The 13,591-nt window shown below is 66.1% G+C and carries 14 protein-coding genes; 8 read left to right on the top strand and 6 right to left on the bottom strand.

Going from position 1 to position 13,591, the window contains the following annotated elements:
* Positions 1 to 602 precede the first annotated feature (602 nt).
* The 4 genes from K2X73_RS00285 to K2X73_RS00270 all read left to right on the top strand — a co-directional run bounded on the left by K2X73_RS00285 (position 603) and on the right by K2X73_RS00270 (position 4,068).
* The gene (locus K2X73_RS00285; RefSeq protein ID WP_294107443.1) at positions 603 to 1,301 is read left to right on the top strand and encodes an ABC transporter ATP-binding protein; all 699 of its coding nucleotides are present in this window, start codon (positions 603 to 605) and stop codon (positions 1,299 to 1,301) included.
* A gap of 93 nt (positions 1,302 to 1,394) precedes the next feature.
* Positions 1,395 to 1,784 carry a thioredoxin family protein gene (locus K2X73_RS00280; RefSeq protein ID WP_294107441.1) on the top strand — a complete coding sequence of 130 codons (390 nt, stop codon included), beginning with the start codon at positions 1,395 to 1,397 and terminating at the stop codon, positions 1,782 to 1,784.
* A 3-nt stretch (positions 1,785 to 1,787) separates the two neighbouring features.
* Complete coding sequence (locus tag K2X73_RS00275; protein WP_294107440.1) at positions 1,788 to 2,516, top strand: cytochrome c biogenesis CcdA family protein; 729 nt, start codon at positions 1,788 to 1,790, stop codon at positions 2,514 to 2,516.
* 139 nt (positions 2,517 to 2,655) lie between these two features.
* The gene (locus K2X73_RS00270) at positions 2,656 to 4,068 is read left to right on the top strand and encodes a DNA recombination protein RmuC (protein WP_294107438.1); all 1,413 of its coding nucleotides are present in this window, start codon (positions 2,656 to 2,658) and stop codon (positions 4,066 to 4,068) included.
* 157 nt (positions 4,069 to 4,225) lie between these two features.
* On the opposite strand, the gene rplL is transcribed toward K2X73_RS00270, so the two are convergent.
* Both rplL and rplJ read right to left on the bottom strand, forming a co-directional pair.
* Positions 4,226 to 4,609 (bottom strand): 50S ribosomal protein L7/L12, encoded by a 384-nt coding sequence (gene rplL / locus K2X73_RS00265; protein ID WP_294107437.1) that lies wholly within the window; start codon positions 4,607 to 4,609, stop codon positions 4,226 to 4,228.
* A gap of 48 nt (positions 4,610 to 4,657) precedes the next feature.
* Complete coding sequence (gene rplJ / locus K2X73_RS00260; protein WP_294107436.1) at positions 4,658 to 5,179, bottom strand: 50S ribosomal protein L10; 522 nt, start codon at positions 5,177 to 5,179, stop codon at positions 4,658 to 4,660.
* A gap of 347 nt (positions 5,180 to 5,526) precedes the next feature.
* Between rplJ and K2X73_RS00255 the strand changes: the two genes are divergently transcribed.
* Positions 5,527 to 6,783, top strand: coding sequence for a cation:proton antiporter (locus K2X73_RS00255; RefSeq protein ID WP_294107434.1), 1,257 nt, complete (start codon positions 5,527 to 5,529; stop codon positions 6,781 to 6,783).
* An 8-nt stretch (positions 6,784 to 6,791) separates the two neighbouring features.
* Here K2X73_RS00255 and K2X73_RS00250 read toward each other — a convergent pair whose 3' ends face one another.
* Positions 6,792 to 7,358, bottom strand: a complete 567-nt coding sequence (locus K2X73_RS00250; RefSeq protein ID WP_294107432.1) for a TetR-like C-terminal domain-containing protein — start codon at positions 7,356 to 7,358, stop codon at positions 6,792 to 6,794.
* 69 nt (positions 7,359 to 7,427) lie between these two features.
* On the opposite strand from K2X73_RS00250, the gene K2X73_RS00245 reads away from it, so the two are divergent.
* The 3 genes from K2X73_RS00245 (at position 7,428) to K2X73_RS00235 (ending at position 9,515) form a co-directional block, all read left to right on the top strand.
* Entirely contained in the window at positions 7,428 to 7,817 is a 390-nt protein-coding gene (locus tag K2X73_RS00245) for a VOC family protein (RefSeq protein WP_294107431.1), read from the top strand.
* A gap of 427 nt (positions 7,818 to 8,244) precedes the next feature.
* Positions 8,245 to 8,862, top strand: a complete 618-nt coding sequence (locus K2X73_RS00240; protein WP_294107429.1) for a cytochrome P460 family protein — start codon at positions 8,245 to 8,247, stop codon at positions 8,860 to 8,862.
* Positions 8,862 to 9,515, top strand: a complete 654-nt coding sequence (locus K2X73_RS00235; protein ID WP_294107427.1) for a cytochrome P460 family protein — start codon at positions 8,862 to 8,864, stop codon at positions 9,513 to 9,515. The genes K2X73_RS00240 and K2X73_RS00235 overlap by 1 nt, the downstream gene beginning before the upstream one ends.
* Before the next feature lie 58 nt (positions 9,516 to 9,573).
* Here the strand turns inward: K2X73_RS00235 and K2X73_RS00230 are convergent, their stop codons facing one another.
* The 3 genes from K2X73_RS00230 to K2X73_RS00220 all read right to left on the bottom strand — a co-directional run bounded on the left by K2X73_RS00230 (position 9,574) and on the right by K2X73_RS00220 (position 13,542).
* Positions 9,574 to 9,819, bottom strand: a complete 246-nt coding sequence (locus K2X73_RS00230) for a hypothetical protein (protein WP_294107426.1) — start codon at positions 9,817 to 9,819, stop codon at positions 9,574 to 9,576.
* The gene (locus tag K2X73_RS00225; protein WP_294107424.1) at positions 9,816 to 11,090 is read right to left on the bottom strand and encodes a hypothetical protein; all 1,275 of its coding nucleotides are present in this window, start codon (positions 11,088 to 11,090) and stop codon (positions 9,816 to 9,818) included. Before K2X73_RS00225 ends, K2X73_RS00230 begins: the two co-directional genes overlap by 4 nt.
* Before the next feature lie 85 nt (positions 11,091 to 11,175).
* Entirely contained in the window at positions 11,176 to 13,542 is a 2,367-nt protein-coding gene (locus tag K2X73_RS00220; protein WP_294107422.1) for a TonB-dependent receptor plug domain-containing protein, read from the bottom strand.
* Positions 13,543 to 13,591 lie beyond the last annotated feature (49 nt).

Raw genomic sequence — 13,591 nt, 5'->3', positions numbered from 1 at the left:
GCTACGCGGATGGCATTCGGGCTGCCATTCGTAATGCTCGCAAGATGGGTTTGATCGCGATCAAATTCTTGTGGGGGTGGCGCAGGTGATGATGATCCCGCTGTTGAATTGGAGACAGAAGATGACGATTGATACTGCGTACCTGATGCTGGTGCTCGGCGCGATGAGCAGTTTCTGCCTTGGCTTGCTGTTCACCTCGCTCACTGATCGGACGAACAACGCGCGGCGTTGACCGCGACGCGTGCGTTCGAAAGCGACGGCGCGCGCTAACCGCCGGCAACTTGCCCTTTCTTGGCGGTTTTGCACAATCTTGCTGTTGATCTGTGCGCAAGGGCAATGGATAGCCCGCATAATTGTCTCGCCTTGCGCTTATTGCGCGTCCCCGCCCGTCCTGATCTTGGCGTGCCACCGACCGTGTGAATAAATATCGGCTAGGAGGAATGCAGCGTAACCGCGTCGCTCAGCGCGGCGAAACAAGCAGGTCCGTCGCACCCTTTGCGCATGGACGCGAGGATGGCGACCGATGTTTAAGAAACCAAGCGCGGCTGATGCTGATCGATTGAAGGCCACCCTTTGATATGCACGGGGAGCGACTGATCGATGTGAATGAACTCGCCAAGTCATTTGGCGAGCTGCAGGTCGTGGAAGGCGTTTCGCTGACGCTCGAGCCGGGCGGGATTCTCGGCCTGGTGGGCGCGCCAGGCAGCGGCAAGACGACCACCCTGCGCATGATCGCGGGGCTGTTGCGGCCCGACGCCGGCGGTGGCCAGGTGCTGGGCGAGGATGTGGGTTCGACAAGCGCGCTGCGGCGGTCCCGCATCGGTTATATGGGAAATCGGCTAGGTCTGTCGCCCGAGCTCACCGTGCTCGAAGTTCTCAGCCAAAGCGCGGAGGAACATAGCATTGCCGCCGCCCATCGTGCCATCGCCGCGGCAGTGGAGCGCTATGCGTTACGGTCGATATTGGACAAACGCTGTGGCGAGCTTTCCGGCGATTGGGCGCGCCGTGTCCAGTTCGTGGCGACCATCCTGCACCGGCCGGCGCTGCTCCTGCTCGATGAGCCGACCACGGGCTTCGATGCGGCCCTGCGCGACGATCTGTGGAGCTGGATCGAGCGGCTCGCCGCTGAAGGCCATGGCATCGTGTTGACCACCAACGATATTGCCGAGGCGGAGCGTTGCCAGACGATCGTGCCGTATCGCGACCGCCGCGCGCAGCCGCAGCGGCCAGGCTACCGGCCGCTCGACGGGATGGGGGGCGACCGGCTCGTCATCGAACTGGCGCCTTGCTCACAGGACTGAGCGGGCACGGCGGCTGTAACCTTTCGCGCGGTGCCGGCGAATTCGGACGGGAGCGCCGCTACGATGGCGGCGCGCGAAACTAGGAGCTTTCCAATGATCCGCTCGATTTTCCCGGTGGCCGCCGTCGCGCTCGTCGCCTTCGCCGTTCCCGCCCAGGCCGCCGAGGTGAAGAAGTTCACCGCCGCCGAATTCGCGGCCGCGCAGGGTGCGGGCAAGGCTATCCTCGTCGACGTGAAGGCGCCCTGGTGCCCGGTCTGTGCTTCGCAGCATGGCACGATCCAGAGTGCGATCGCCGCGAGCAAGTTCGACAAGCTGACGATTTTCGAGATCGATTACGACACCCAGAAGGATGCGTGGCGCGCGCTCGGCGTTCACAAGCAGGGCACGCTGATCGCCTATAAGGGCAAGAAGGAAGTCAGCCGGCTGGAATTCCAGACCGACAAGACCGCGATCAACAACCTGCTCGCCGCCGCGGTCAACTAAGCGATGGCCGCCGAAAGTCTGAATCCGCTGCTGGCCTATGCGGCTGGCGCGCTCACCATCCTCAGCCCATGCGTGCTGCCGCTGGTGCCGATCGTGCTCGGCAGCTCGGCGCAGAGCCATAAATATGGCCCGCTCGCGCTGGCGACGGGGCTGGTGGTGTCGTTCACGGGCGTCGGCTTCGCGCTTGCGACGGTGGGCGCGGCTTCGGGCTTTGACGGCGATTGGGTGCGCTATGCCGGGGCGGTCCTGCTGCTGCTCGCCGGCGTCGCGCTGCTGCTGCCGCGCATCCAGTACATGCTCCAAAATGCCGCCGCGCCGCTCGCGGATTGGGCGTCGCGGCGGCAGGCGGGGCTCGAGCGGTTTGGGCTTGCCGGCCAGTTCGGCATCGGGGCGCTGCTCGGGCTCGTGTGGAGCCCGTGTGTCGGCCCGACCCTGGGCGCGGCGACCGTTCTCGCGGCCCAGGGGCAGAACCTTGCCGGCGTCGCGCTGGTGATGGCCTTTTTCGGGCTGGGCATCGCGACCGTGCTGGTGGGCCTCGCCTTTGCGACCCGCACCGTCTTCACCCGGATGCGCGGCAAGCTGCTAAGCGCGGGGCAGGGCGGCAAGCGTGTGCTCGGCACGTTGCTGGCGGTGGTCGGCGTGCTCATCCTGACCGGGGGCGACCACATCGTCGAAGGCGTGATCGTCACCAACTCGCCGCAATGGCTGACCGACCTGACGACGTCGATCTGATCGCCGCGTCCATATGTCACAATGGCCCCTCGGCTGGCTCAGCCGGGGGGCTTTTGCGTTCGCCCGTGCAAACCCCGTGGTTGCCCTTCAACGATGCGGCGCGTAGATTCCCGCTTCGTTCTGTTCGGGGGCAAGCATAGTGGACGCAATCGCGATCGGCCTGGCGCTGTTGGGGGTGATGCTGGGGCTTGCCGCCGGGTGGCTGCTGCGCGGGCGCGATATCGCCAATCTCGCCGCCGAGCGCGATGCACGGACCGAGGAGTTCCGCGCCGCGATCCGCGATCTGGCGGGCGCCGAGGCACGCGCTGAGGCCGCCGCCGCGCTCGCCGAGGAGCGCGCGGTGGCGCTCGCCGAAACGCAGGAGACGCTCGACGCGGTGCGCGACGAGCGCGAGGCGGCGCGTACCCAGCTCGCCAAGCTCACCGCCCAGGCCGAGGCGTTCGAGGCGCGGCTCGCCGAGTTCCGCGATGCCAAGGAAGCGATGGCGCATCAGTTCAGTGATGTCGCCGGCAAGCTGCTCAACGACGCGCAGCAAAAATTCTTGCAGCGCGCCGATGAACGGTTTCGCGAGTCCGAGGAGCTGGCGCGGCGCAACCTGAACGCGGTGCTCCAGCCGGTCGGCGAGCGGCTGTCGCTCTACGAAGCCTCGGTGAAAGCGGTCGAGGCCGAGCGGGCGAGCGCGTTCGATCAATTGAAGGGCCAGCTCGCCGAACTCCGCCAGGGCCAGGAAAAGGTGAGCAGCGAGGCGGCGCGGCTGGTCAACGCCTTGCGCAATGCCCCAAAGGCACGCGGTCGCTGGGGCGAGCAGCAGCTGCGCAACGTGCTCGAAAGCTGTGGTCTCGCCGAGCATTGCGACTTCGAGACCGAGGTGAGCGTCGGCACCGAGGACGGGCGGCTGCGCCCCGATGTCATCATCCGCATCCCCGGCGGGCGCACGCTGATCGTCGACGCCAAGGTCTCGCTCAACGCCTATCAGGACGCATTCGAGGCTGAGGACGAGGGCGGCCGCGCGGCGGGGCTCGCGGCGCACGCGGCGGCGATCCGCGCGCACATGAAGGCGCTCGGCGACAAGGCCTATCAGGCACAATTCAAGGACACGCTCGATTTCGTGGTGATGTTCGTGCCCGGCGAGCATTTCGTCTCGGCCGCGCTGGAGCAGGACGCGAAGCTTTGGGACGACGCGTTCGAGCGCCGCGTCCTGATCGCGACGCCGACCAATCTGGTCGCGATCGCGAAGACGATCGCCTCGATCTGGCGCCAGGAAAAGCTCGCGCGCGACGCCGCCGAGATCGGGCGGTTGGGCAAGGAATTGTATGAACGGCTGGCGAAGGCCGCCGGCGATCTGCGCAAGGTGGGGGCGGGGCTGACGAGCGCGGTGAATAATTACAACACGTTCGTGTCGAGCTTCGAAAGCCGCGCGTTGGTGACGGCGCGCAAATTCCGCGATCTGAACGTCGATACCGGCGCGCGCGAGATCGAGGAGGCGCCGCCGGTCGAAGCGCTGGCACGCTATGGGGACGAGGCGCTGATCGAGGAGCGGGCGGCAGAGTAGGCGCCGGCAAGCCTATCGAGGCCTCCCAAAAATCCTCCCCAAGCAGGCTTGGGGAGGATCTACGCCGGCCAGCTGACTCCGCGCCATCGCCAGAACCCAAAAAGAAAAGGCCGCCCCCGAAGGAGCGGCCTTTCCCAAATCGGCAAGCCGAAAAGGCTTACTTGATCTCGACGGTCGCGCCGGCGGCTTCGAGCTGGGCCTTGATCTTCTCGGCCTCGTCCTTCGAAACGCCTTCCTTCACGGCCTTCGGCGCGCCTTCGACGAGCGCCTTGGCTTCGGTCAGGCCGAGCGAGGTGATCGCGCGGACTTCCTTGATGACGTTGATCTTCTTGCCACCGTCGCCGGTGAGGATCACGTCGAACTCGGTCTTCTCTTCAACCGCAGGCGCCGCCGCGCCGCCGGCGCCGCCGGCAACCGCCGCCACCGCGACCGGGGCCGCGGCCGAAACGCCCCACTTCTCTTCGAGCAGCTTCGAAAGTTCGGCCGCCTCGAGGACGGTCAGCTGGCTCAGCTGGTCAACCAGCGCATTCAGGTCTGCCATGTCAAATCTCCAATGAAATCAAATTGCTGTCGATAAAACGCCTGACGATCAGGCCGCTTCCTTGTCCTTTTCCGCATAGGCGTTGAAGACGCGCGCGAGTTGCGCGGCCGGCGCCTGCGTGATCGAGGCGAGCTTGGCGGCGGGCGCCTGCAGCAGGCCGACGATCTTGGCGCGGAGTTCGTCCAGCGACGGCATCGTCGCCAGCGCCTTCACGCCGTCTTCGTTCAGGACGGTCGCCCCCATCGCGCCGCCGACGATCACGAACTTGTCGGTCGTCTTGGCGAAATCCACCGCTACCTTCGCCGCGGCAACGGGGTCGACCGAAGTGGCGAGGCCGACCGGCCCGGTGAGCATGTCGCCCAGCGAGAGATAGTCGGTGCCACCCAGCGCGATCTTGGCAAGCTTGTTCTTCGAGACCTTATAGCTCGCGCCGGCTTCCCGCATCTTGTTCCGCAGCGCCGTCGATTGCGCCACGGTCATGCCGAGATTGCGGGTGACGACCACCACGCCGACCTCGGCAAAAGTCTGGTTCAGCTCGGCAACGAGTTCGGCCTTTTGAGCACGATCCATGCCATTCTCCACGTAAACAAGCCCCGTCTCGGTGAACCGAGGCGGAACCGGATGAACCGGCGCGAGCGGGCGGACCCGCCGACACCGGCGTTTGTCCGTCAAAGGGGCATGGGAGTGGCGCGGCCACGGCAAACCGAGCGCGGGACCAAAGGCCCGGCGGACGGTGAGTTCCATTCCCCGTCTAGACAGGAAATTAAGCGGGAAGCCCGCACCTGTCGTCTCGGACGGCGGCTTCGCCCGGGGGGCGAAGTCAGGGCGCGGCACATAGCGGAAAGCCGGCTCAAGTCAAGCGCTCGCGCGGCGCAAAAGGGTGATGAACGGATCGGCGCGGCGGCGGTTGGTATCCGATGCCTGCTCCCTATTTATTGTGGCTTACCGGCGCCGGCCTGCTGGTCGCGCTCGTCGCCTGGCTGCCGCTCGCGCTGCGCCGCCTGCCGCTGTCGGTGCCGATCATCTGCATCGCGATTGGCGGCGTCTTGTTCGCGAGCCCTGCCACGCCGCTGCGCCCGATGCCGCTTGCCTATCCGCTCATCACCGAGCGGCTGACGGAGTTCGTCGTCATCATCGCGTTGATGGGCGCGGGACTGAAGATCGACCGGCCGTTCAACTGGCGGCATTGGGGGGTTACCTGGCGCTTGCTCGCGATCACCATGCCGCTGAGTATTGCCGGCATCGCCTTGGTCGGCTGGGCGGGGCTGGGGCTCAGCCTGGTCGCCGCGCTGCTGCTCGGCGCGGCGCTCGCCCCGACCGATCCCGTGCTCGCCGCCGATGTGCAGGTAGGCCCACCCAAGACCGGCGAGGAGGATGAAGTTCGCTTCGGCCTGACGTCGGAGGCGGGGTTGAACGATGGTCTCGCCTTTCCCTTCGTCAACCTCGCGCTGGCGCTTGGGGTGGCGCAGCCGGGCGCGGCGTGGTTTGGGCCGTGGCTGCTCCATCACGTCCTGTGGGAAGGGGTTGCGGGCATCGCCGCGGGCGGGGTCATCGGTTGGGCGTTCGGTTGGCTCACCTTTCACATGCCCGCCGAAACCAAGCTCGCTCAGACGGGTGATGGGTTGATCGCGCTCGCGGTGACGCTGATCACCTATGCCGTGACCGAGATGATCGAGGGCTATGGATTTCTCGCGGTGTTCGTCGCCGCCCTTACGCTGCGCCACGCGCATCGCGACCATGATTTCAACCATCAGCTGCACAATGTCGCCGAACAGATCGAACGGCTGGCGATGATGCTGGTGCTGCTGCTGTTCGGCGGCGCTTTGGTGTCGGGGCTGCTCGCGCCGCTTACGCTGATGGACTGGCTGGCGGCGCTGGCGATCATCCTGTTCGTGCGCCCGGCCAGCGGCCTGATCGCGATGATCGGCCTGCGCGCCGATTGGACCGAGAAGCTGACGCTGGCCTTTTTCGGCATCCGGGGCGTCGGGTCATTCTACTATCTGGCCTATGGATTGAACCACCTGCCCTTGGCCGAGGGCGGGCGGCTTTGGGCGATCGTCGGGCTGGTCGCGCTGCTCTCGATCCTGCTTCACGGGCTGACGGTGACGCCAGTGATGCGATCGATCGACCGCCGCCAGGGCCGCGACCCCGATGCGGCGGCGTCGGGTGGTTGAGTGGGGCGCTATCCCTTGAAGATCGCCCGGCAGGCAAGGTCGAGATAAGCCGTCACCGCCGCCGCCTCCGGCACCGAAGCGCCGAACAGCAGCGGTGTGTAGAGTGGTCCGTAAAGCAGGGCGAGCGCGGCGCCGATGTCGGTTTCAGGCAGCAGCTCGCCCGCCGCGGCGGCCGCCGTCATCCGTGCGATGCCCCATTGGCGGCGCGGCTCGAGCCAGCGCTCGCCGAGCGCGTGGGCAAGCTCCGGATCGGTGCGCGCGCCGCCGAGCATCGCCGCAAATGCCTGGCCGCGCGCACCCCGTAGCAGTGTCGCGAGCTCGCCGATCTGGGCGCGAAAGTCGCTCTCGGCCCGACCCGTCTCGGGAAAGCGCAGTTCGGCCTCGGTCGCATGGAAAAAGGCGTCGACCGCCAGCGCGGCCTTGCTTTCCCACCATCGATAGACGGTCGTTTTCCCGACCCCGGCGGCGGCTGCGACTGCTTCGATCGCGAAGCCCGCATAACCGCGCTCGGCGAGCAGCGCGAACGCCGCATTGAGGATCGCCTGACGCGAGGTTTCGCTACGTGGGCGTCCCATAACTCTTGACCCTGACATGTGAGACGCTACCGTATCGCTAAATCCCGACTCAACTTTTGGAGAACTACCATGGCCGTCGTTCCGCATAGCATCGATATCGTCGTCGCCGACATGGCGCGTGCGCTCGGCTTTTATCGCGCTTTGGGGCTGGCGGTACCTGATGGGGCAGGGGAGGCGCCGCAGGTGCAGATCGATACGCCCGGTGGCGCGACGCTGGGGTTCCTGACAGAGGCGATGATGCGTCAGGTCTATCCCGATTGGGTGCAACCAGTGGGTCAGCGCGTCACCTTCGCCTGTCGCTGCGACAACGCGGCGGAGGTGGATGCGGTGTACGTGGCCGTGGTCGCGGCGGGGTATCAGGGGCGGCAGGCGCCGTGGGATTCGCCTTGGGGACAGCGTTACGCGATGCTCACCGATCCCGATGGCAACCGCGTCGATCTGTTCGCCGAACTCAGCTGATCGCGGCATCGCCGCTTGTCGCGAGCCAGCGGGTTCCGTGAGGGTGACGGGGCTAGGCGATCATCCGCCGACGTAGCGCCGCCGGCCGGTCGCGCTTTCGTTCATGGTCGGCCGCGAACATCGTGGCGACTTCAAGCCTGGCGGAAGAGCGCCGCCGTGGGCCGCCGGCGATCTCGAGGGCGTCTTGTAGAATTATCAGCCGCATCCATGCGGTTTCGGGCGGTTAAGGCACGCCAGGTGTGGCCGGCATCCATTGCCTGCCAGGGATAGTCGTGAGTAATTTACCAGAAAAACAAAGCGATAAGCACGAAAATGCCGCCATTTTGATTCGGCCGGCCCGATGCCGATGCTTGTTGCACCATTTCGACAAGAACCAAGTCGGCAACTCTAATATGCAGTTTTTGCAACAAAACGAAAAGGAAGAGTTATGAGTCGCATCCTGCTGAGCGCCTCCTTCGCCGGCGCGATCATCGTCGCGGGTGTCGCCGACCTCGCGCTATCGACGCGCGGCGAAGCGTCCGGACGGGCCGCCGCCGCGCCCGGCTCCGGGCGCTATCTTCCTGAATACACCGCGACGGGCGAGCTGATCCTGCCCAAGAATTTCGAGCGCTGGGTCTATGTGGGCTCGCCGCTCACACCCAATGCACTGAACGACGGCAAGGCAGGGTTCCCCGAATTTCACAACGTTTATATCGAACCCGGCTCGTACGACATCTACCGGCGTACCGGCACTTTTCCTGAAGGCACGATCCTGTTCAAGGAGCTGCAACTGACGCAGACCGACGGCGCGGCGGCGGATGGATCGACGACGCAAGCCTCGGGTCGCGGTTATTTTCCCGGCAAGCTGAATGGCGCGGACGTCGCGGTGAAGGATACCAAGCGTTATGCCGCGACCGGCGGCTGGGGCTATTACAACTTCAAGCACGGCGAACCCAAGGCGCCGACCGCGAAGTTGCGGTCGAACGAGGAATGCGCCGCCTGCCATACCGCCGGGGCCAAGAAGGACATGGTGTGGACCCAATTCTACCCCCGGCTCGATCGCTGATGGCGGGGGAACGAGCCACGCGCGCCGCGCGGCGCTGGCCCAAGGCGGCGTGGCGAGGGGTCGGTCTGGGCGTCGTGATCGCCCTGGCCGGATGCGGCAAAGTCGATCGCGGCCTGGGTGGGGCGGAAAATCCCGCGGCCGTCGGCACTCCCGTCGCGGCCTCCGGCGCGGACCTTGGCGCCGATACGAACGGCACGCTCCACGTGCCCAAGGCGTATCGCGACGCTTATCAATATCTGGGCACCTGGGCTCCCGCCAATGATCCCGGCGTCGGCGCCAAGGAAATGCATATCGTCTATGCCTCGCCGGGCGCGATCGCGGCGTATCGCCGCGCCGGCAGGTTCGCCGATGGCACCACGCTGGTGAAGGAAGTCTATGAAGCCGGCACCGCGCCGATGACGACGGGTATCGTCAGCCGCCCCGCCAAGTTGAAGGGCTGGTTCGTGATGGTGAAGGACAGTACGAACCGCCACGCCGCCGGCAACAAATTATGGGGCGACGGCTGGGGCTGGGCGTGGTTCGACACGGCGAGCCCGACCAAGACGGCCTCCACCGATTACAAGGCGGACTGCCAGGGGTGCCACCAGCCCGCGCGCAAGACCGATTGGATTTATTCCGAAGGGTATCAGCCGCTGAAGGGGCCAGGCGTCTAGCGGCGCCCAACCCGCCGATTATGGAGCAGCCGCATGGTTGTTCAATCAGTGGCGGGCTTCAAGGGAGGGCATCGTGCCCGGGGTGAAGTTGATCGCCCCACCGTGCCGGCAGTGACGGCCGCCGAACCACGATTTCGGGCCATGCCCGGATAGCGGCGGCGAGCGCGCCGCTGCGTCCCAGCATCTCCGTGTCGAGAAAGCCGCGGACGATGTCGGATGTCAGGCCCGTCATCCGGTGTCCGTCGATCGGCCCCAGCACCTTGTTGGGCACAAACCGCTTCAACAGCGGGGAGAGCAAAGTCATATCGGTGAAGTCCGCATGGCGGCAGCCGCGCACTTGCAGGTCCAGCCGTAAGGGCGCGTCGGCCGGTCGGCGGATCCGCGTCCGATGGTATCGTCGTAATAGGTACGTCCCGATGCACCGTTCGCGACAACCATGAACGGGCGACCGATCTCGCGCCCCTGAAGGTCGCCGAACATGAAACCGTCGAGGTTCACGCCCGCGCGACATCGCCGGTCGCGGCTGCAGAGCCGTGCAGCCGCCGCCCCGCCGAACGACATGCCGACGATCGCGACGCGGTTGGGATCGACGTGACCGTCGAGGGCACCCAAACCGCCGCCGGCGACGCGATCGGGTACCGATGCCGCGTCGCCGGCGATCAGATCGAGCTCGCGGCCTGGATCTGGCGTCAATCGGTTCACCTCGCGCGCGAAGCGTAAGCCCTGCTCCGAGGGAAGATCGCACTCGAAGGCGTCGGCGAAGCGAGTGATCCCCGCTAAATGATCGAGCAGGCGATGGCGGCGGAAGGTGCGGACGCGCCCGTCCGGGGAATCCACCACGCTCGCATCACCCGGCGACGCTACCGACAGGACGACATAGCCCGCGCTCGCCAGATCCCGTGCGAGCGTCGTGCTCTGGGCGACAAATGCCTGATAGCCGGGTAAAAAGATGACCACCGGATGCACGCCGGGCGTGATCGCCAGCCCGGTACGGCCCGCTGTCCCGATCCGTGGCAGATGGTGCAGCACCACCAATGGCGCGTCGGGATCGAGCAACGCCGCCGCGAAGCGGCGCGATACGTAGCGCGCCGGTGCGCCGTCGCCGTGTGGCGTAGCCGGATACCAGGCGCGAACCATGATCTTGCGCGCGCTGCCGAACAGCGGATCGGCGCGCGCGCGATCGATCAGGTGGAGGTCGGCGACGCCGATCCGGCCGGGGCCGCGCGGTGATGGCAGATCGAACAGCGGAAACAAGGCGAGCGGCAGCGCGACGACCAATAGGCCGAGCGACCCCAGGGCGATCGCTACCCCGCGCCGCCACCAGCGCCGCGACGGTCCGCCTCGCCGCAGCCGCCGATAGCCCAAGCCGAACGCCACGATCGCGAGCGCGAACAGCGGGACCAATTGCCACCGCCACGGATCGAACACTAGGGTCAAGGCAAGCAGGGCGGCCGTTATGGTCGGCAGCCAGCGCAGGGCTCGGCCCGCGACAAGCGCGCGGGGCGCGCCGACGATCAGCGCGGAGACACACAGGATCGCGGCCGCCTCCAGCAGCCAGGTCAGCGGGGTTGGCAACGGTACGATCGCCGCGCCGCGCCAGCATCAGCCTTGCTGGTGGCGGGGCGGTCGCCGGTCTCCGCAACCGCCCCGCTCGCACCCATTAGAAGGCCGCCGCCACACGCAGGCCCACGGTGCGCGGGCGAATGATCGCCGCCGCGCCGAGCGCTCCCACAGGCGCGCCGAACGATGTCGGGGTGTAGCTGGAAAAGCCGCGCTCATTACTCAGGTTCTTGGCGAAGATCTGGGCGGTGAACGGTCCCTTGCGCATCCCGATCTGGGCGTTGAACTGGTCGAAAGAGGGGAGATCGAGCACGCTGGTGCCGCTGACTCCCACCCGCCGCTGGCTCACGCGCGCCCAGTCGCCACCCACGAACATCGTGAAATCGCGCCCGATCGGGGTTTCATAGAGGCCGCCAAGCGTCGAGGTGTAATCGGGAACGAAATTCAGCTTGTCGCCCGCGAGCCCGCCCACACCCGGCGCGTCCTGGGTCAAGCGCGCGTTGGTGTAGGCGCCGAGCCAGGTCAATGAGAGCCCGCGCATCGGCCGTAGCTCGAAACTCCATTCAATGCCCTCGCTGCGCGCGCGGCCGCCATTGCCCGTGCGGCTGTAAGGCTGCCCCGCGACGACCACGATCTGCGAGAGCTGGATATCGGTCCAGTCGATGCGGAATGCCGCGAGATCGAACGATAACAGGCGCCCGAATGCAGAGCCTTTCAATCCGATCTCATAATTCACGGTCGAGTCCGAACGGAATGAGGTCGGCAGCGAAGCGGGCTCGCCCGGAAGCGGCACCTGCGGGCCGCCCGGTCGATAGCCCTTGGCGATGCGCCCATAAGCAATGATGTCGGCGCTGAAATGGATGCGCGGCGCCACCGAATAAGTGAAGACGGTTTCGCTCGTCCGCAGCGTGGGCGCGATGTTCGTCGCCGGCTGGCCGCCCAGCACGAACTGCAGGCCGTTCGCCGTGGTTTGCGACCGCTGCCAGTTGGCCTCGACACGGCCGCCCAGCTCGATATCGAACCAGCGCGTCAGGCGGACAATCGCATCGGCATAGCCAGCTAAGCTTTCATACCGGGCGGCGATGCGCGCGTCGATCACCGTTCCGATCAGATCGCCGGGCAGTCCGAACGGGCCTTGGGGCGCCGCACCACTGATCCGGACCAAGCCGGGAATGGTGACCGCGTCGGTCGCGATGGCGTAGCGGATTTTCTCGCTCGTGTAGAACACGCCCAGCTGCCATTCGAAGGTCTTACTCTCGCCGTTGCGCGCCATGGGCGAGGCGATCCGCAACTCCTGGCTGAACTTGTCGACCGGGATCGTATTGGTGAAGCGTGCGGTCGCCTGTTGGCCCGCGATCAATGAGATGATCGGCGTCAGGCTCGGCCGGTCCGCCGTCAACGTCGTTGCCGCCGTGCCGTAGCTGGTGATGGATTGCAGCCGCAGGCCGCCCGCATCGTAATCAAGGTTCAGATAATAAAGCTCGTAGCGACTGTTGTAAGCTGGGTTGAAATAGGCCGGTGCGTCATAACCGTTTACGGGTTGCAGCGCATTGGCACCGGCGCCGCCTTGAACCGCGATCTGGTCCACGCCCCGGCCGTCGCGCTGCTGGATATAGGCGGTGGCGCGAGCTGTGAAGTTGTCGGTCGGCTTCCACAGCAGTTGCGCCCGCCCGCCATAGCGCCGGACGCTGTTGACCCCATTTTCACGGGTGAAGGAGTTGTCGATGAAGCCGGGCTGCTGCTCGAGGAACCCGTTCGCCCGGAAAGCGAGCGTCGAACTCAGCGGCACGTTGACGAAAGCCCGCGCCGTGCCCCCCACATCGCCCGCGCGCTCCACGCCGAAGATGCTGACGTCGAAGCCGCTTTGGATTTGGCCTAGTTTGGGCGCGTTCGTCACATATTTGATAAGGCCCGCCTCGGCCGTCGCGCCGTATAGCGTGCCTTGCGGCCCGCGCAGCACCTCAACGCGCTGCAGGTCGTAGGTGTCGAAATCCGTCACGACGAAGCCGCCGCCATTGTTGGCGGAAGAGAAACCGAGTGGCACATCATCGAGGATGGAAACGACCGTTGCGCCGTCGCCGCCCGAATTCTGGCCGCGAATGATGATGCGCGCCTGCGGGCCGCCGCTGGAGAAAAGTCGCAGGCCCGGGACGCGAACTTGAAGGTCTTGCAAATCGAGCGTTTGCGTCCGCGCCAGTTCCGCGCCGCTGACCGCAGAGACCGCCGCGGCGACATCCTGGATCCGTTCCTCTCGCTTGTTCGCGGTGACCACGACGTCGTCGATTTGGCCATCCTCGGCGGTCGATGTCGCGTTCTTGGTCGGGGTTGGCGCTGGCCGGGCATCCTGCGCCCAAGCGGGCGACGCGATCAGGAGAGCCAGCACACCGGCCGCGCTCGCTCCGCGACGGGCGCGCGTCAGCCTGTCGGCCGACGAATTGCGGACTTGCCGCGCTTTGCAAGCAATCATCCCTGTTTCCTCTCGCTTTGCCCCACCAACCATCGAGGCATCTTATTTC

Source organism: Sphingomonas sp., assembly GCF_019746665.1.
In the GTDB taxonomy this organism is placed as follows: Bacteria; Pseudomonadota; Alphaproteobacteria; order Sphingomonadales; family Sphingomonadaceae; genus Sphingomonas.
This window is presented reverse-complemented; position numbering and strand designations above follow the sequence as displayed.